General features: G+C 68.1%; 23 protein-coding genes and 1 tRNA gene. 10 read left to right on the top strand and 14 right to left on the bottom strand.

Features of this window, described 5'->3' with window-relative positions; genetic code table 11:
• The first annotated feature begins 50 nt into the window (after positions 1-50).
• Positions 51-467, top strand: coding sequence for an acyl-CoA thioesterase (locus tag U1872_RS02240; protein WP_332791237.1), 417 nt, complete (start codon positions 51-53; stop codon positions 465-467).
• Between the two features lie 87 nt (positions 468-554).
• On the opposite strand, the gene U1872_RS02235 is transcribed toward U1872_RS02240, so the two are convergent.
• Positions 555-869, bottom strand: a complete 315-nt coding sequence (locus U1872_RS02235; RefSeq protein WP_332791236.1) for a GIY-YIG nuclease family protein — start codon at positions 867-869, stop codon at positions 555-557.
• Positions 870-939: 70 nt separating this feature from the next.
• Entirely contained in the window at positions 940-1821 is an 882-nt protein-coding gene (gene dapA, locus U1872_RS02230) for a 4-hydroxy-tetrahydrodipicolinate synthase (RefSeq protein ID WP_332791805.1), read from the bottom strand.
• Positions 1822-1908: 87 nt separating this feature from the next.
• Between dapA and U1872_RS02225 the strand changes: the two genes are divergently transcribed.
• From U1872_RS02225 to U1872_RS02205, 5 genes are all read left to right on the top strand, one after another.
• Entirely contained in the window at positions 1909-3915 is a 2007-nt protein-coding gene (locus U1872_RS02225; RefSeq protein WP_332791235.1) for a lytic transglycosylase domain-containing protein, read from the top strand.
• 28 nt (positions 3916-3943) lie between these two features.
• Complete coding sequence (locus U1872_RS02220; RefSeq protein WP_332791234.1) at positions 3944-4462, top strand: GreA/GreB family elongation factor; 519 nt, start codon at positions 3944-3946, stop codon at positions 4460-4462.
• Positions 4463-4519: 57 nt separating this feature from the next.
• The gene (locus tag U1872_RS02215) at positions 4520-4900 is read left to right on the top strand and encodes a DoxX family protein (protein ID WP_332791233.1); all 381 of its coding nucleotides are present in this window, start codon (positions 4520-4522) and stop codon (positions 4898-4900) included.
• A 128-nt stretch (positions 4901-5028) separates the two neighbouring features.
• Positions 5029-5304: an acylphosphatase gene (locus U1872_RS02210; RefSeq protein WP_332791232.1), complete on the top strand. Its 276-nt coding sequence runs from the start codon at positions 5029-5031 to the stop codon at positions 5302-5304.
• A 67-nt stretch (positions 5305-5371) separates the two neighbouring features.
• Positions 5372-5944 carry a Uma2 family endonuclease gene (locus U1872_RS02205; protein ID WP_332791231.1) on the top strand — a complete coding sequence of 191 codons (573 nt, stop codon included), beginning with the start codon at positions 5372-5374 and terminating at the stop codon, positions 5942-5944.
• A gap of 30 nt (positions 5945-5974) precedes the next feature.
• On the opposite strand, the gene ettA is transcribed toward U1872_RS02205, so the two are convergent.
• Positions 5975-7654 (bottom strand): energy-dependent translational throttle protein EttA, encoded by a 1680-nt coding sequence (gene ettA, locus U1872_RS02200; RefSeq protein ID WP_332791230.1) that lies wholly within the window; start codon positions 7652-7654, stop codon positions 5975-5977.
• A 101-nt stretch (positions 7655-7755) separates the two neighbouring features.
• On the opposite strand from ettA, the gene U1872_RS02195 reads away from it, so the two are divergent.
• The 4 genes from U1872_RS02195 to U1872_RS02180 all read left to right on the top strand — a co-directional run bounded on the left by U1872_RS02195 (position 7756) and on the right by U1872_RS02180 (position 10283).
• Positions 7756-8016: a hypothetical protein gene (locus U1872_RS02195; RefSeq protein ID WP_332791229.1), complete on the top strand. Its 261-nt coding sequence runs from the start codon at positions 7756-7758 to the stop codon at positions 8014-8016.
• The gene (locus U1872_RS02190; RefSeq protein WP_332791228.1) at positions 8013-8456 is read left to right on the top strand and encodes a type II toxin-antitoxin system VapC family toxin; all 444 of its coding nucleotides are present in this window, start codon (positions 8013-8015) and stop codon (positions 8454-8456) included. Before U1872_RS02195 ends, U1872_RS02190 begins: the two co-directional genes overlap by 4 nt.
• Positions 8453-9856, top strand: coding sequence for a M20/M25/M40 family metallo-hydrolase (locus U1872_RS02185; RefSeq protein WP_332791227.1), 1404 nt, complete (start codon positions 8453-8455; stop codon positions 9854-9856). Before U1872_RS02190 ends, U1872_RS02185 begins: the two co-directional genes overlap by 4 nt.
• Before the next feature lie 157 nt (positions 9857-10013).
• Positions 10014-10283: a hypothetical protein gene (locus U1872_RS02180; protein ID WP_332791226.1), complete on the top strand. Its 270-nt coding sequence runs from the start codon at positions 10014-10016 to the stop codon at positions 10281-10283.
• A gap of 75 nt (positions 10284-10358) precedes the next feature.
• Here the strand turns inward: U1872_RS02180 and U1872_RS02175 are convergent, their stop codons facing one another.
• From U1872_RS02175 to gspG, 11 genes are all read right to left on the bottom strand, one after another.
• Positions 10359-10982: a tetratricopeptide repeat protein gene (locus U1872_RS02175; RefSeq protein ID WP_332791225.1), complete on the bottom strand. Its 624-nt coding sequence runs from the start codon at positions 10980-10982 to the stop codon at positions 10359-10361.
• A gap of 76 nt (positions 10983-11058) precedes the next feature.
• Positions 11059-12111 carry a Glu/Leu/Phe/Val family dehydrogenase gene (locus U1872_RS02170; protein ID WP_332791224.1) on the bottom strand — a complete coding sequence of 351 codons (1053 nt, stop codon included), beginning with the start codon at positions 12109-12111 and terminating at the stop codon, positions 11059-11061.
• A gap of 27 nt (positions 12112-12138) precedes the next feature.
• Positions 12139-12215: transfer RNA gene (locus tag U1872_RS02165), tRNA-His, on the bottom strand.
• 54 nt (positions 12216-12269) lie between these two features.
• Positions 12270-12992, bottom strand: a complete 723-nt coding sequence (locus tag U1872_RS02160; RefSeq protein WP_332791223.1) for a type II secretion system protein N — start codon at positions 12990-12992, stop codon at positions 12270-12272.
• The gene (gene gspM, locus U1872_RS02155) at positions 12989-13465 is read right to left on the bottom strand and encodes a type II secretion system protein GspM (protein WP_332791222.1); all 477 of its coding nucleotides are present in this window, start codon (positions 13463-13465) and stop codon (positions 12989-12991) included. Before gspM ends, U1872_RS02160 begins: the two co-directional genes overlap by 4 nt.
• Positions 13462-14559, bottom strand: a complete 1098-nt coding sequence (gspL, locus tag U1872_RS02150) for a type II secretion system protein GspL (protein WP_332791221.1) — start codon at positions 14557-14559, stop codon at positions 13462-13464. The genes gspM and gspL overlap by 4 nt, the downstream gene beginning before the upstream one ends.
• Positions 14556-15545, bottom strand: a complete 990-nt coding sequence (gene gspK, locus U1872_RS02145) for a type II secretion system minor pseudopilin GspK (RefSeq protein WP_332791220.1) — start codon at positions 15543-15545, stop codon at positions 14556-14558. Before gspK ends, gspL begins: the two co-directional genes overlap by 4 nt.
• Positions 15535-16155, bottom strand: coding sequence for a type II secretion system minor pseudopilin GspJ (gene gspJ, locus U1872_RS02140; protein ID WP_332791219.1), 621 nt, complete (start codon positions 16153-16155; stop codon positions 15535-15537). Before gspJ ends, gspK begins: the two co-directional genes overlap by 11 nt.
• Positions 16152-16550: a type II secretion system minor pseudopilin GspI gene (gene gspI / locus U1872_RS02135; RefSeq protein ID WP_332791218.1), complete on the bottom strand. Its 399-nt coding sequence runs from the start codon at positions 16548-16550 to the stop codon at positions 16152-16154. Before gspI ends, gspJ begins: the two co-directional genes overlap by 4 nt.
• The gene (locus U1872_RS02130) at positions 16513-16989 is read right to left on the bottom strand and encodes a GspH/FimT family pseudopilin (RefSeq protein WP_332791217.1); all 477 of its coding nucleotides are present in this window, start codon (positions 16987-16989) and stop codon (positions 16513-16515) included. The genes gspI and U1872_RS02130 overlap by 38 nt, the downstream gene beginning before the upstream one ends.
• Complete coding sequence (gspG, locus tag U1872_RS02125) at positions 16964-17419, bottom strand: type II secretion system major pseudopilin GspG (protein WP_332791216.1); 456 nt, start codon at positions 17417-17419, stop codon at positions 16964-16966. Before gspG ends, U1872_RS02130 begins: the two co-directional genes overlap by 26 nt.
• Between the last annotated feature and the right edge of the window lie 6 nt (positions 17420-17425).

Raw genomic sequence — 17425 nt, 5'->3', positions numbered from 1 at the left:
AGGCGCATTGTCCCCTCGCGCCGACGCCCGTTTCATTGTAGAGTTGCTCCATGTCCGATTGCGCTGCCCCCAAATATGCGAGCCACAGTTTTGCGATCGCGATCGATGCCGCCGACATCGATTTCATGGGGCACGTCAACAACGCCTCCTATCTCAAATGGGTACAGGATGCGGTGGTCAGCCACTGGCAGCGCTTCGCGCCGAGCGAGGCGCTCGCGACTCACGCCTGGGTCGCGCTCAAGCACGAGATCACCTATCGCAAGCCGACCTTCCTCGACGACGAGGTGATCGCCACCGTGCTGCTCGAAAAGGTCCAGGGCGCGCGGGCGTTCTACGAGACGGTGATCAAGCGCGGCGAGGACGTGCTGGCCGAGGTCAAGTCGAGCTGGTGCTGCCTGAATGTCGAGACGATGCGTCCGGCGCGCCTGGCGCAGGGCGTTATCGACCGGTTCTTCGCGAAGGATTGAGGGCTTCGGGAAGAGGCGAGCCTGCCTTGCGACTGAGCAGGCCCCGCCGTCACCCCGGCCTCGTGCCGGGGTCCACCTCGAAAGCCGTCATGACGGCAGTGGGTCCAGCCCGAGGCCAACGGCGAGATCGTTCCAGGCCGGGTTATCCGCTTCGATCAAGTTCCGCTTCCAGTCTCGCCGATAGCGTTTCAGCTGCTTCTCGCGCGCGATCGCGGCTTCCATACTATCGGCCACCTCGAAGTAAACGAGCCGGTGGATTCGATACTTCTTGGTGTACCCGTCGAACATACCCGCGCGATGCTGCAGAGTTCGTCCAATCAAATTAGACGTCACGCCAACATAGACCGACCCGTTATACCGGGCCGCCAGAATATAGACGCACGGGATCCGCTCGATCGTCATGCCGCAATACTTGCCGCACGGTGGACCCCGGCACAAGGCCGGGGTGACGATTGCGGGTGTTGCGCGCGCCTTACAGCAGCCCCGCCGCCGCCAGACCGGCATCGACGGCACGCTGGCTCGCCTCGCCCGGCCAGGTCATCGGCAGGCGCAGCGCCTTCGGGAACGCCGGGCGCAGCTTGTTGAGCGCATACTTCACCGGCCCCGGCGAAGCGTCGGTGAAGAGCGCGACGTGCAGCGCGAACAGCCGATCGTGGAGCGCCAGCGCCTGGACATAATCCCCCGCCGCGCATGCCGCCTGGAACTCTGCGCACAGCCGCGGTGCGACGTTCGCGGTCACCGAGATGCAGCCGATCCCGCCGGTCGCGTTGAACGCCAGCGCCAGATCGTCATTACCCGACAATTGCACGAACCCCGGCGGGCATGCCGCCCGCTGCGCCGAGACGCGCTGGATCACACCGGTCGCATCCTTGATGCCGATCACGCTCGGGAAGGCGTGCGCGATCCGCCCGACCGTCTCGACCGCGATGTCGGTCACCGTGCGACCGGGGACGTTGTAGAGCACGATCGGCAGGTCGCACGACTGCGCGACCGCCTCGAAGTGGCGGAAGATGCCTTCCTGGTTGGGGCGATTGTAATACGGCGGGACCATCAGCGCGGCATCGGCGCCCGCCGCCTTGGCGGCCGCGATGTTGTGGATCGCGACGCGCGTGTCGTTCGATCCGGCGCCGGCCAGCACCGGAACGCGCCCGCGCGTCTGGTCGACGCACACCGCGACGATCGCGAAATGCTCGTCCGCGCTCAGCGTCGCGGCCTCGCCGGTGGTGCCGCATGGCACCAGTCCGGCAGATCCTTCGGCGATCTGCCACTCGATCAGATCGCGATACGCCGCCTCGTCGAAGCTGCCGTCAGCGGCAAACGGCGTCACCAACGCCGGGATCGATCCCGAAAACATAGTCAATGTACTCCTGCAGACGGAATTCCGTCGCATTTGTGGATTATTCCGGGGGACAAATACGGACGGGAGGCATAGTCTGTCCACATGATTGCTTGGGTGTTCAAAACAGGGTTGCTGCTGGCCGGGGTTTCGACCCTCGCCGTAACGTCGGGCGCCGTAACGTCGGGAGATGCGCAGGACCAGCTTGGCTGGGGTCGCGCGACGCAGGTGCTGACGGGGTCGACCCCCGCCAACAGCGCGCTGGCGGCATCGATCGCCGAATGGAAATCGCTCCAGCAGAGTTCGAGCTACAGCTTCGACAGCTATGCCCGCTTCCTGCTCGCGCATCCCGGCTGGCCGGGCGAGACCGCGATGCGGCGGATGGCGGAGCGGGCGCTCGATGGCGGCGCTGGGTCGCCATCAACCGTCGTCGCGTTCTTCCGCCGTTTCCCCGCGCTGACCGGCGCGGGCAAGACGCGCTTCGCCGAGGCGCTCGCCGCAACTGGCCTGCAAGGCGAGGCCACCGCCGCCGCACGCACCGCCTGGGTGTCGGGCACGCTGTCGAGCCTCGACGAGAGCAAGCTGCTCACCGCCTTCCCCGGCGCCCTGTCCCCGGCCGATCACGACGCGCGGATGGACATGCTGTTGTGGCAGGGCGCGACCGCCGCGGCGCAACGCCAGCTCGCCTTGACCAGCCCAGCGCGCCAGGCGGTGTTCGCCGCGCGTCTCGCCTTCCGCACCAACGCCCCCGACGCGGGCGACCGGCTGATCGCGACGCAGGCGTATGGCACCAGCGATCCCGGCTGGCTGGCCGATCGCGCGACCTGGTATCGCGCGACCGGCGCGACCGCCAGCGCGCGCAGCACGCTGGCGCAGCGCCCCGCGCTCGCGGTCGTGCCGGGCAGCGCGGAGCAATGGTTCGAAGTGCTGCTGACCAATGCCAAGGGCGCGGCCAATGATGGCCAGAATTCGATCGCCTATGACATCGCGCGGCAGATCGGCGATGCCTATCCGGTCGGCACCGACGTCAGCACGCGCCCGTATGGCGAGCGCGACGATTATACGAGCCTCGCCTGGCTAGCCGGGCAGACCGCGATGAAGCAATTGCTGCGTCCGGCCGACGCGGTGCCGCTGTTCCTGCGCTATGCCGCCGCATCCAAGACGCCGACGACGCAGTCCAAGGGGCTGTACTGGGCGGGACGCGCGGCCGAGGCCGCCGGGCGCCGCGACGAGGCGAACGGCTATTACGCCCGCGCCGCGGGCTTCCGCGATCTTTTCTACGGCCAGCTCGCCGCCGAGCGGATCGGACAGCCGCTCGTCGCCCCGGGCGAGCCGGTTATGCGCCCGGTCGACCCGGCGACGCGCAGCGCCTTCTATGCCCGCGAGACGGTGCGCGCGGCGCAGTATCTCGGCACGGTCGGCGCGTGGGAGGACCAGACCGCCTTCGTCCGGCAGATCGCGATCGACGCCAAGAGCGACAGCGACCATGTGCTGTCGAGCGAATTGTCGCGCTCGCTCGGTCGCCCCGATCTCGGCGTGATGGTCGGCCGCAGCGCGTTGCAGAACGGCTTGAGCGATTATTCGACCGTCGGCTTCCCCAACGTGCGGGTGCCGGTTGGCAGCGAAGCCGACTGGACGATGATCCACGCGATCGCGCGCCAGGAGAGCCAGTTCGACCGCGCCGCGGTCAGCCATGCCGGCGCGCGCGGGCTGATGCAGCTGATGCCCGGCACCGCGCGCGAACAGTCGACCAAGATCGGCCTGTCCTACAATCCCGCCGCGCTGACCACCGATACCGATTACAACATCATGGTCGGATCGGCCTATTTCCGGCGGATCTATGGGCAGTATGGCAGCTATCCGCTCGCCGTCGCCGCTTACAATGCCGGCCCCGGCAACGTGAACAAGTGGCTGCGCGCGAATGGCGATCCGCGCACCCCGGGCGTCGACATCGTCGACTGGATCGAGGCGATCCCGATCTACGAGACCAAGAACTACGTGCAGCGCGTGCTCGAAAATGCGGTGGTCTACGATCTGATGAACCCGGCGCGGTCGCGCTCGTCGGGGACGAACCGGATCAGCTGGTATCTCGGCAAGCGCACGCCCGGCTGACGCGCATCGCCGCGATGACGAGAGTTCGATGGAAGACCGCCCCAATTACATCACGCCCGCCGGCTACGCCGTGCTCAGCGCCGAATATCGTCAGCTGCTCGGCGAGGAGCGGCCCAAGCTGGTCGACGTCATCTCTTGGGCGGCGGGCAATGGCGATCGTTCGGAAAATGGCGACTATATCTATGGCCGCAAGCGGCTGCGCGAGATCGACCGCCGGCTGGGCTTCCTCGCGCGACGGATGAAGGCCGCCAAGGTGATCGACCCGGCCCAGCAGCCCGACCGCGCGCGCGTCTGGTTCGGTGCGACGGTGACGATCGCCGACGCCAATGACCTTGGGGATGACGTCGAGCGCGTGCTGACGCTGGTCGGCGACGACGAGACCGATGCGGCGGCAGGCAAGATCGGCTGGCATGCGCCGATCGCGCGCGCGCTGCGCGGTGCTGCGGTCGGCGACGTGCGGCGCGTGGTACTGCCGGCGGGCGAGCGCGAATATGAGGTCGTCGCGATCGCGTACCCGGCAACCGAGCGTTTCACGCCCAACGGTTGACGCCGCGCGCTGCACCGGTAGGGCGCGGGTACCGACCACCAAAAGGACCCCTGCCCGATGCCGATCCCCGCTTCCTGGTCGCCGCGCCTGCTCAGCCTGCTCCGGATCATCGTCGGGCTCGGCTTTCTCCAGCATGGTTGCTCGAAATTCTTCGGCATCCCGCCCTTTCCGATGCCGCTCAACCCGTTGCTGACCGTCGCTGGCGTGCTCGAGCTCGGCGGCGGCGCGCTCGTCCTGATCGGCCTGTTCACCCGCCCCGTCGCGTTCGTGCTGTCGGGCATGTCGGCCGTCGCTTATTTCATCGCGCATTTCCCCAAGAGCGTCTTCCCGGCGGAGAATGGCGGCGAGGCGGCGATGCTCTATTGCTTCGTGTTCCTGTTCCTCGCGGCCGCGGGTGCCGGTCCGATCAGCGTCGATGCGCGCCGCTCGGCGGCCTGATTCCACCCGCGGTGCGATGAATTCTGCCTGGCGCGCGGTCAATCTCCCGTGCGTTGCGTGGCCGACGCCGCTATAGCGCCCGCGGCGTGCGCCATTCCGGCACGCCGGGTCGGGAGCAAATCAGGGCAATGACGATGCAGCGCGTGTTCGTGAGTGGCAAGGTGCAGCGGACGGGGTATCGCGACTGGGCGGTGCGCAAGGCGCACGACCTCGGCGTGACCGGCTGGGTGCGCAATCTGAACGACGGGCGCGTCGAGCTGCTCGTCGTCGGCGACGATCGCGCGGTTGCCGAGATGACCGACGCCTGCCGACACGGCCCCGACCATGCGCGCGTCGACCATGTCGAGGCGCTCGCCGCGGACGAGCGCGCGCCAAAGGGCTTCACCAAGCGTTTTACGGCCTAGCCGCGCCGCGGCCGGCGATGCCAATTTCACCCCTGCGCTTAACCTGCAGCAGTGTTATTCTGGCGTCATGACGGACACGCCGCCCCTCAACACCACGCCGCTTCCCGTCAGGTTGCGGATCGAGGATTATCTGCGGCTTCACGCTGCAGGAGCGTTCACGGCCTACAACCGCACCGAGTTGATCGACGGGGGGGTGTATTTCGTGAACGCACAGCATCGACCGCATGCGCTTGCCAAGATCGAACTGTATGACGCGATCCGCGATGCGCTGCGCTCGATCGGGTCCTCGCTGCGGCCGATGGTCGAGGCGAGCATCGCGCTGTCGCAGCACGACGCGCCCGAGCCCGACATCGTACTGACCAGCGAGCCGCGCGGCGAAGGACTGGTCCCGCTCCATTCGGTGCATCTCGTGATCGAGGTATCCGACTCGACGGTGCGCAGCGATATCCGGCGCAAGGTCGTCAGCTATGGGCGCGCTGGGATGCCCGAATATTGGGTGGTCGACGTCAAGGCCCGCGCGATCCACCAGATGTGGGCGCCGTCGGGCGATGGCTATGGCGAGCGCCATACCACGCCGTTCGGCGATCCGATCGCTGCGAAGACGGTCGCCGCGCTGACGGTCGACACGACGAACCTCTGAGGTTCGCCGCGCGCCGTCAGCGCATGCGGCTCAGCGCGTCAGCTTCTTGTAGGCCAGACGCGTCGGACGATCCGCCGCATCGCCGAGGCGACGGCGCTTGTCTTCCTCATACGATTCGAAATTGCCCTCGAACCATTCGACGTGGCTGTCACCCTCAAACGCGAGGATGTGCGTGGCGAGGCGATCGAGGAAGAAGCGATCGTGGCTGATCACCACCGCGCAGCCTGCAAAGCTCTCGAGCGCTTCCTCAAGAGCGCGCAGCGTCTCGACGTCGAGATCGTTGGTCGGCTCGTCGAGCAGGAGGACGTTGCCACCCTCCTTGAGCATCTTGGCGAGATGAACGCGGTTGCGCTCGCCGCCCGACAGCTGACCGACCTTCTTCTGCTGGTCCTGGCCCTTGAAGTTGAACGCGCCGACATAGGCGCGCGTGCCGAGCTCCTGCTTGCCGAAGCGGAACACTTCGAGCTTGTCCGACACTTCTTCCCACACCGTGTTCGACGGCGTCAGGTCATCGCGCGACTGGTCGACATAGCCGAGCTTGACGGTCTGGCCGACGTCGATCGAGCCGCCGTCGGGTTGCTCCTGGCCGGTGATCAGCTTGAACAGGGTCGACTTGCCCGCGCCGTTCGGCCCGATCACGCCGACGATCCCGCCCGGCGGCAGCACGAAGTCGAGATTGTCGAACAACAGCTTGTCGCCGTAAGCCTTGGTCAGGCCCTTGGCCTCGATCACCTTGCCGCCGAGACGCTCGGGCAGCTGGATCAGGATCTGCGCCTTGCCGACCGAGCGGTTCTCCTGCTTCTCCATCAGCTCGTCGAACGCGCGGATACGCGCCTTGGACTTGGTCTGGCGCGCCTTCGGGGTCTGGCGCATCCAGGCGAGCTCGTCGGAGATCGCCTTGGCCTTGCCCTGCTCCTCGCGATCCTCCTGCTCAAGCCGCTTGACCTTCTTTTCGAGGTAGCCCGAATAGTTGGACTCATAGGTGTAATAGCGCCCGCGATCGAGCTCGAGCACCCAGTTCACCACGTTATCGAGGAAGTAGCGATCGTGGGTGACAAGGATGACGTTACCGACATAGTCGCGCAGGTAATTCTCGAGCCAGGCGACGCTCTCGGCGTCGAGGTGGTTGGTCGGCTCGTCGAGCAGCAGGATGTTGGGCTTTTCGAGCAGCAGCTTGCACAGAGCGACGCGACGCTTCTCACCACCCGAGAGATTGGTGACGGGGCTGTCGCCGGGGGGGCAGCGCAGAGCCTCCATCGCGATCTCGAGCTGGTTGTCGAGGCTCCAGCCATCGACCGCGTCGATCTTCTCCTGCAGGTCACCCATTTCGGCGAGCAGCGCGTCGAAATCGCAATCCTCGGGCGGATCGCCCATGATCGCGACGATCTCGTTGTAGCGATCGACCATCCCGCCGATCGGGCCGGCGCCGGCGCGGACGTTGCCGATCACGTCCTTGGTCTCGTCGAGCTTGGGCTCCTGCGGCAGATAGCCGACCTTGATGCCCTCGGCGGCCCACGCCTCGCCGGTGAATTCGGGGTCGATCCCGCCCATGATCTTCATCAGCGTCGACTTGCCCGAACCGTTCGGCCCGATGATCGCGATCTTCGCGTCGGGCAGGAACTGGAGCGAGATGTTGTTGAGCACCGGCTTGGGGGCACCGGGGAAGGTCTTGGTCAGGCCCTTCATCACATAGCTGTACTGCACGGCCATCGGCTGCGGACTCCGGGGTAGAGATGGGTGGATTGTTGGCGTGGCAGATAGCGATGCGCGGGGGCGTTGGCAACGTGGGCGGTCTGCGGTAGCTTCCTGGAATGGAACGGATCGACATCTCGGACGGACGCCGCGTGGCGGACTTGGTCGAAGCGGTCGAGCGCGGCGACGCGGTGGAGATATTACGCGATGGCGTGGTGGTGGCGACCGTTGCGGCGCCAGAGCCTGCACCGGCCGCTGTCGCACCCAGGACCTTCGACATAGCGGCGCTTGAGCGTTTGCACTCGGAATACCCGATGCCGCACTTCGAACAGAGTTGGGGCGATCTGGTCAGCGAGATGCGTGACGAGGACGATCATTGAGCCACTATTGCGATGCCAGCGTGATTGGCACGCTGGTGTTTCGCGATACCGACTGGATCGACGTGCGTCGCTGGATTGAGACGACTGAGCCAAGCCTTGCCTATAGTGACTTCGGCGTTGGGGAGCTTGCCTCGGCGGTCGGTCGGCGGGTCCGGATGCAGCAACTGGATGCCAGCACAGCGCAAACGCTGCTGCGCGATTTCCCCACGCGTCTTCCCGGTTGGGCCCGCAGCACGATAGAGCCATCGGATATTGCCGTTGCCACGGACTATATGCTGAACTTCGAACTCGGACTGCGCTTTCCCGACGCGATTCATATTGCCACCGCCGAACGCCTCGGGCTTACACTCGTTTCGACCGACATCCGCCAAGTCCGCGCCGCCGTCTCGCTCGGTGTCGCCGCCATCAACCCCTTGCACATAGACGGGACTCCTTCTTGACCAAGCTTCGCGCCCTCGCCCCTTCGCTGCTGCTCGCCTCGACCCTGCTCGCGGGGCCAGCGCTCGCCCAGCGCCCTGCCCCGCTGGTCGATCCTTCGGTCGCGGCGCTGCGCGACAAGGCGCTGGGCGACGACATCGCCTTTGATATCGTCGAGGGGCTCACCACCGAAGTCGGGCCGCGCCCCGACGGCTCGCCGAAGGAAGAGCGCGCGCGGCAGTGGGCGGTCGCCAAGCTGAAGAACCTCGGCTTCAAGAACGTGCGGATCGAACCGTATGAACTCAAGGACGTCTGGATCCGCGGCGCCGAGACCGCCGAAGTCGTCGCGCCGTTCGAGCAGCCGCTGCGGCTGACCGCACTCGGCAATTCGGGCGCTACGCCGGCCGCGGGGCTGACGCTGCCGGTCGTGTTTTTCGCCTCGCTCGCCGATCTGCGCCAGGCGCCGGCGGGGAGCCTCACCGGCAAGATCGCCTTCGTCTCGAACGCGATGCAGGCTAATCAGGACGGGTCGGCTTATGGCCCCGAAGGCCAGGCGCGGCGGGTCGGCCCCAATATCGCCGCGCAGAAGGGCGCGAGCGCGATCGTGATCCGCTCGATCGGCAGCGATCACGGCCGTGGGCCACACGCCGGCGTGACCAATTTCGAGGCGGGCGTGGCCCCGATCCCGGCGGCCGCGCTGTCGGTGGCGGACGCCGCCAATCTCGAGCGGATGATCAAGCGCGGCAAGACCGTCACGCTCCACCTGACGCTGACGCCGACCTTCGTGCCGAGCCGTATGTCAGGCAACGTCGTCGCCGAAGTGCCCGGCACCGACCCCAAGGCCGGCACCATCCTGATCGGCGGGCATCTCGACAGCTGGGATCTCGGCACCGGAGCGATCGACGACGCCTCGGGGATCGCGATCACCACCGCCGCCGCCAAGCGGATGATGGATGCCGGTCGGCACCGTCGCACGATCCGCGTCGTGTGGTTCGGCGACGAAGAGACGGGCGGCTTCGGCGGCGCGGCCTATGCGAAGGCGCATGCTGGCGAATCGCACGCGATGGCGGCCGAATCCGATTTCGGCGCGGACCGGGTGTGGCGCTTCGAGACCAATTTCCCCGACACGGCAAAGCCCGTCGCGGATCGCCTCGCCGCCGCTTTGGCGCCACTCGGCATCGTGCATGGCAGCGGGATCGCGGGGGACGGCACCGATGTCGGGCCGACGCTCGCCACCGGGGTGCCGGCGGTCGATCTCAACCAGGACGGCACCCGCTATTTCGATTTCCACCACACGCCCGAGGACACGCTCGAGCGGATCGATCCGCAACAATTGCGCCAGAATGTGGCGGCTTGGACGAGCGTTCTGGCGATCGTCGCCGATGCGCCCGAAGCCATGGGCCCGGTCACGCCCAAGAAATGAGCGGGGCTCGGCTCGTCGCAAATATGGCTGAAACGTGGCAAGGCCGCCGATATAAGGCTAATTTGCGATTGACGCACCGCAGCGGGGCGCTATGCCTCCGGTCTTCGCGGCGGCATAGGGCCGGTTGCGAAGCGCTAATTTGCTTGGGAGCAATTGCATGAAGAAGATCGCCCTTGTTCTCGTCGCCGCCGGCCTGGTTTCGCTCGCCGCTTGCAACAAGAACCCTGAAGCTGCCGCAATCGAGAACAACGCCGACGTCATCGCTGACGGCATCGACAACAATGCCTCGATGATCGACGACATGGCTTCGAACACCTCGAACGCAGTCGCTTCGGACGTGCTGTCGAACAAGGCCGACGAACTGCATGACGCCGCCGACAACGTCCGCGACGCGGGCGAAGCCAAGGCTGACAACGTCACCAAGTAAGATGTTCGGGCTTCGGCCCGGCTCTGACCAAAAGAGGGCGCCTCCCCTGCGGACGGCGCCCTTTTTCGTGTCCGCTCAGTGGAGCTGGGCGAGGACCGTATCGAGCGCGGCGAGCCGTAGCGCGATGGCGCCGCGATACGCCGTCCCGCGCGGCGCCAGCGCCAGCGCACGCGCCCAAAAGCGGCGTGCGACGCGGTACTGACCCGCCTGGACGTAAGCGAGACCTTCGAAGAAGGGCGGCGCCGGATGCTCGGGCGCAAGCCGCGTCGCCTGGTCGAACGCCAGCTTGGCGGCGGGCGACACGGTGCCGTCATGCTGCGCGAGCGCGGTCCCCAGGCCGGTCCACAGCGTCAGGCTGCGCGGATAGTGGTTGAGGCCGAGCAGGACGACATTGGCGCCGCTGCGGACGCTGCCGGCGCGCATCAATGCGTCCGAGGCAATGAGATAGGCGCCGTCACCGGTGAAGCGGCCGAGCATCGCCCCGCGCAGATCGGTGATTTCCGCGGCGACCGGAATGGCATTGGTGCCCGAACTGGCGCGCCGTTCGCCCAGGCCGGCATGCTGCTGGAGCGCATAGCCGGTCGCGCCGAGCATCAGCACCGCGCCGACGAGGCTCCACAGCGTGCGCGAAACGCCGCTGACCCACAGTGCGAAGGTGGCGAGCCCGCCGATCAGCGCCAGCGCGATCCAGCCGTTCATTGCGAGAGCATTCCTATCATGCTCCCGCCCTACGGGGTTTTGCCGCGATCGCGAAGCGCAACCGCGGCCTTGCGGGTCAGCCGCGCCCGATCAGGCGGCGGGCGATCGCATCGGCGACGTCCGACGCCGGTGCGCCGGTGCGGTCGCTCTCGTCCCACACTTCGATCAGCCGGTCGGGAATGCGCGCGATCCGCGCATCGACTTCGGCGCGATCGCCCTGGCCGAGATATTCGAGCCCGACGTTGATGATGCCGCCGGCGTTGATGACGTAATCCGGGGCGTAGAGGATCCCGCGCGCCTGGAGCGCAGCGCCTTCGGCCTGCGTCTCGAGCTGGTTGTTCGCGCCACCCGCGATCACCGTGGTGCGCAGCGCGGCAATCGATGCCGGCGTCAGGATCGCGCCGAGCGCGTTCGGGCTGACAATGTCGGCCTCGATACCGAGAATAGCGTCGGCAGTCGCGGTCTGGCCACCGAGCTCCGCGGCGAGCGCCGCAGCGCGATCGGCGTTGACGTCGGCCAGCGTGAGCCGCGCGCCGTCCTTGGCGAGCAAGCGGGCGAGCCCGCCGCCGACGCTGCCGACGCCCTGGATCGCCACATGGACGCCCTTCATGTCAGATGCACCCAGGCCCCGCTTGGCGGCGGCCTTGACGCCGAGATAGACTCCCATCGCGGTCGACGGCCCCGGATCGCCGCCGGCGCTGCCGGCCGCGACGGGGAGGCCCGAGACGTGCTTGGTCATCGTCGCGATCGTCTTCATGCTCGCTTCGGACATGCCGACGTCTTCGGCCGTCACATAGCGCCCGCCGAGCGATTCGACCGCGCGGCCGAACGCCTCGAGCTGTGCCGGCGTGATCGTGTCGCCGGGCTTGGCCGCGAGCACGACGCCCTTGCCGCCGCCCATCGGCAGGCCCGCCATCGCATTCTTGAAGCTCATCCCGCGCGACAGGCGCAGCGCATCCTTGATCGCGCCATTGCTGTCGGCATAGTGCCAGAAGCGCACGCCGCCGGCCGCCGGGCCGAGCTTGGTCGAGTGGATCGCGATAACCGCGCGCAGCCCGGAGGCGGGGTCGGTGAAGAGGTGCACGCCCTCATGATCGTCGAAATCGGGGAAGCCCCAGCCGATGGTCACGGATGAATTCCTGGATGCAGAAAGGAGTGGGGCGACCGACGGGACTTGAACCCGCAACATCCGGCATCACAAGCCGACGCTCTAACCAATTGAACTACGATCGCCGCAGAGGAAGCGCCCCTAGCGGGACCAAGGGGCCAGCGTCAAGAATGGATCGGTCAGAATCTGCCATCAATCGACAGACGATGGCCCGACGGGGTCGGCTGGAAACCGCTCAGCTCGAGTTTTTGCGCCGCGGCCGGGTCGGTCGGCTTGATCGTCAGGTCCGCGCGGAAGCGGCCCGTATTCCACAGCCGCAGCGCAACCTGCTCGGTTCCCGCCTGGCTGGCGAGCGGCAGCAGCAGCGCGCCGGCATCGCAGCGCGCGGCGCCCGAAAGCCCCTGCCCCAGCGTGATTCCGCCAATATCGCCGCTGAGCGTCGCCTTCACGCGGCCCTCCGCCTTGGTGCAATTGCCGTCGTCGAAGCGCACGCTGACCGCGTCGAGGTCGAGCCCGCTGACCGGCAGCGGCGCGAACACGTCGCCGGTCGGCAGCCGCGCAGTCATGTCGTCGAGCCCGACGCTGTGGCGCGACGCGCTGATCGCGCCGTGGAGCGCGCGATTCGCGTCGGTCGGCGTATCGAGTTCGATTCGCGCGCGGCCGACGAGCAGCGGCCAGGGCGAGAGGTGCGCCGCGAGGTCGCCGAGCGCGATGCCGCCGACCTGCGCCTCGCGCACGCCGCCGAACCACACGCTGCCGGTAACCTCGCGCGCCGCGAGCTTGGTCCGTTCTAGATCGAACCAGCCGAGCACGAGTCGCAGCGGCAGGAGCACCAGCAAGGCCACGACGAAAATCGCGCCGAACAAGGCGACCGGACCGGTCCTGAGCCGAAACCGCGTCATTGCCCGCGCGCCTTCAGCGTGAGCTGGACCGTCACGGTGCGGTCGCCATTGTCGGTCGTGGCGAGCCGATCGACCAGAATCCCCGCAGCCTCGAGCTCGGCGATCCAGCCGACCAGCGCGCCGGGCCGGGCCGAGGCGATCGACAGTTGCACGCGATCGCTGCCCTCGGGCACGACCGACGCGAGCGCGAAGCCGGCATCGTTGGCGCGCGCACGGATCACCGATTCGAGCGGCGCATCGAGCGGCGCCACGCGAGCCGCCTGCGCGGCCTTGACCGCATCGACCCGCGCCTGCGTCTCGCCGAGCGCAATCACCGCGTCGGCATGGCGCGCCCTGGCCGAATCGAGCGCGTCGCCGAGCGGGACGACCAGGAAGAAACAGAGCGCAAGCAGGGTCATCCCCGCTCCGGTGAGCAGCAGATATTGCTCGCGCCGGGTGCGCGTGCGGAACCAGGGGAGCAGGCGGTCGGTCATCGCGGTTTCACCAGCAAATCCCCCGTCAAGCGTCCGTTCGCCGCCACGAACTGCCCGGCCGGCGTCGCGACCACGCCGCTCGCCTCGAGGCGGCGCTGGAGATCGAGGATCTGGCCTTCGTTCTGCACCGCGATCGTCGCGCGCAGCGTGCCGTTGGGGTCGAAGGAAAGCATCTGCACTTCGCTGCCCGGCGTCGCCTGGAGCGCTGCGAAGAGCGCCGCGGCGGTGCGGCTGAAGCCGAGCCCGCCGCCGCGCAGCCGGTCGAGCCGTGCGCTAAGCTGGCGATCGGCATCGCTCACCGCCTCGCCGCGCGCCAACCCGCTGCGCGCAAGCAGATCCGTGCGCCGCTCGAGATCATCCGCCGCGATCGAATATTTGAACAGCTGGACGATCGTGATCAGCAGCGTCACCGCCACGATCGCCGCGCTCAGCCAGCCGAGCCGCCGGACCAGCGCCCAGTCGATCCCGATCCGCGTGCGCCGCGCGAACGGCCCCTGCCGCAGGTCGAGCGCCGGCGCGGCGACCGCCGCGATGATCGCGTGTTCGACGTCGTCGCGGCCCATCACCGCGGGGGCGACCCCGCCGGTCACCAGCTCGGTCAGCCGCGCCTCGTCGGCAAAACCGCTGGTCGGCCCGCGCACCACGCCGTCGCCGCCGAGATCGGCGCGCATATACCCCGTCTCGGGGCGTGGCAGCAGCATCGGCGCCGGAAGCAGCATGTCGGGGTCGATCCCCTGCCCTGCCAGGAGGTCGAGCCACGCCTGCATCTGCGCCGCCGCGACGACGCCGATCGGTCGCTCGACATTGGCGCCTTCGCGCCCGACCGCGACGTGGAGATCGGCGATCGGCGTCGCGCTGGCATCGGCGGCGAGCAGCCGCGCCGCCGTCACCGATTGCGCGAGCGAGCGATCGGGCAGCTCGGCCCAGTGCAGCGAGACCGCGTCGGCCGGCACGACCGCGACCTGTGCGCCCTGCTCCTCGACCCCAATCTCGGGAAAGCCCTCGCCCCGCGCCGACACGGCGTCGCCGACGATGCGCAGCCAGCGCCACGGCACGGCGTGCGTCGGAAGGAAGAGGACGAGCGTGTCGGTCATGATGCCTCGCCCCATTGCCGCGATACGAGCCGCGCGGGAAGAGCCGTTGCATCGACCAGCCCGCTTTGTTGCAAGCTCGCGCCGCCGAGCGTCACATCGACGCGCAGCGTGAACCACATCGTCGTGATGCTCGTCTGCCCGGTCGCGTCGTCGCCCGAGCCGCCGCTAAGCGCCGATTGCGACCAGAACGCAGCGGTATCGGCAAAGCCGAGCGGCGGGCGCCGCAGCAGCACCTGCCGTACCGCCTCGGGCGAGAGGCTGGGGCGCAGCATCGCGATAAGCGGCGCCTGTTCGGGCAGCAGCGTGTTGACGTTGATCCTCGAGATCTCGGCTTTGGGCAGCGTGCACAGCCACGGACGCAGCTTGTCATAGTCGGCACGGGTGACGCCCGCGACCGCGCGCAGCTCGCTCGGATCGGTCATCAGCGTGTTGGCGGTGCGAAACGGTTGCTGGCCGCCGCGATAGGCGCTGTCCTCGGCGCCGCCCGCGAGCGGATCGCCGTCGCTGTCGATCCAGTCCGACGCCGCCGCTGCAATCGCGTCGGGCGAGCGCGCGGCGGGATCGACCAGCCGGATCAGCCGCGCGAATTGCAGCCGCGCCGGGGTGAAGGCCGCGTAGATCCCGCTGCCATTCGCCGTCTCGGTCACCAGGCTGTTGAGGTTGAAGCAATTGCCGCCATCGACGACGCGCGCGGTCGCGGTGCCATTGGGGATCGGCAGCGCGAACGGCGTATTGCTCCAATCGCCCTGCAGTGTGACCTTGGTCGGGCTCTTGCGCAGCAGATCGGTGATCTTGACCACGCCAAGCGTCTCGGCGGCGAGCGCATAGCCGCGCGCCTGGTCGAGCGCGACGGCGTTGCCGCCGAGCCGCGTCGCGAGGCGCAATTTCTCGAGCGCGGTACCGGCGAGCACCGCGATCAGCGCGACGAGCAGCAGCACCGTCAGCAACGCCGCGCCGCGTTCGGAGGGCTTGCGCTCAACTGCCATCGGGGCGCTTGCCATAGCCGGTGCCGACGAGGAACAGCGCGCGGGTCTCGACCCCTGAGTCGCGCACCAGCCGCAGCTCGAGCGCGTCGGGCAGCGGGGCCTGCGGCGTGCCGGTCCAGCGGTCGCTCCACGCGCCCTTGGTGCGATAGCGGAAGGTGATCTGGCGGACCTTGATCAGCAAAGCGGTCGGCGGCAGCGGCTGCGCACCGTCGAGCATCGGATAAGCGGTCCGCGCGAAGGCGCCGTCGACCATGCCATATTCGACCTTCTGCGCGGCCGCGCGCGGCGCCCCGTCGAGATTGCTCCAGCCACCCCGCACGAAGCGCAGCGGCGCCAGCCCGCGCGCATCGGCCTCGCCGGTGAAGGCGGGCAGCGTCTCGCCGCCCTCACCGCGCGTGGTGCGATTGTCGGCCTGCGCGAGATCGGCGGTGAGGATCGCGATGACGCGATTCATCGCCGAGACGTCGTCGAGCTTGGCCGCCGTCAGCGTCTGCGCGCGGACCGAGAAGGACAGCAAGGCGACCCCGGCGGCGGCGAGCAGCCCGAAGATCAGCAGCGAGATCATCACCTCGACCAGCGTGAAACCCGCCTCGCCCCCGCGCCGCGTCACGATTTGGTCACCCCGTCGCGGACCATCGTCAGGTGCCCGGCGGTGCGCCCGGCCTGGTCCTGCACGCTCACGTCGATCCGCAGGATCCGCGCGTCGCCGGTGCGCTGCACCGTGCGCGTCCAGGTCCAGGCGCGGCCGCCATTGCTCTGCGCGCCGGTCGCGGTGCCGATCGTCGGGGCACGCGCATCGGTCATCGCCTCGATCGCGACGTTGCGCGCGACGGTCTGCGCGAGCAGCGTCGTGTCGAGCGTCGCGGCGCCGCGGATCGTCGCGCCTTCGAGCCGGATCAGCGCAAGCGCCGCCAGGCTGAACACCGCCAGCGCGACCATCATCTCGATCAGCGTGAAGCCGCGGTTGTCAGCCACCGACGCGGACCTTGCCGTCGCTGCCGACATGCACGACGACGCGCTGCCCGCTGCGTTCGAGCGTCACGTCGAGCGGACGATCGGTGCTGCCGGTCGAATCGAAAAGGATGCGGTCGCGCGTCCCGTCGCCGGTGGGGACGGCGTGCGTGCCCTTGCCCCATTGCGTCACGCGTAGCGGCTTCTCGCCCATCGCCACCCACGCGCCGCCGCTGCGCTCGTCGAAGCCGTAGCCGCCTTGCGACACCCACACGCTGATCGGCTTGGCGCCGACCACCGCGAGATCGCGCGCCGCACTGGTCCGTGCGGCAAAGCGCGTGGCTTCGTCGACGAGGCGGCCGCGCGGATCGGGCAGCGCGAACACCACCGCCGCGCTGGCCAGGCCGATGATCGTGACGACGACCATCAGCTCGATCAGCGTGAAGCCGCGCTCGCTTTCGCGGCGTTTACTGCCAGCTGCCGATATCGGCATTGACGCCCTCGCCGCCTTCCTTCTTGTCCGCGCCGAGCGTCCAGACATCGGCCTCGCCATGCGCGCCGGGTGCCGCGTAGAGGTACGGCTTACCCCACGGATCGACCGGCAGCTTCTTGATGTAGCCGCCGCGCTGATACTTCGACGCATCGGCATCGGCCGGCGCCGAGACGAGCGCCTGCAGGCCATCGGTGGTCGACGGGTAGGAATCGTTCTGCAATTTGTAGAGATCGAGCGCGCCCTCGATCGTCGAGATATCGGCCTTGGCCTTCACGATCTTGCCTTTGTCGCCGAGCGGCAGGACGTTGTAGGTCACGATCGCGGCGAGCAGGCCGATGATGACGATCACCACCATCAGCTCGATCAGCGTGAAGCCATCTTCTTGCTTGCGGCGGGGGCGGCGCGACGGGCGGGGAGCGGTATCAGACATAACAGA

The organism is Parasphingomonas frigoris (assembly GCF_036663815.1).
GTDB lineage: Bacteria > Pseudomonadota > Alphaproteobacteria > Sphingomonadales > Sphingomonadaceae > Sphingomonas.
The sequence above is the reverse complement of the archived record's forward strand: the minus strand, read 5'-3'. Positions and strand labels throughout refer to the sequence as shown.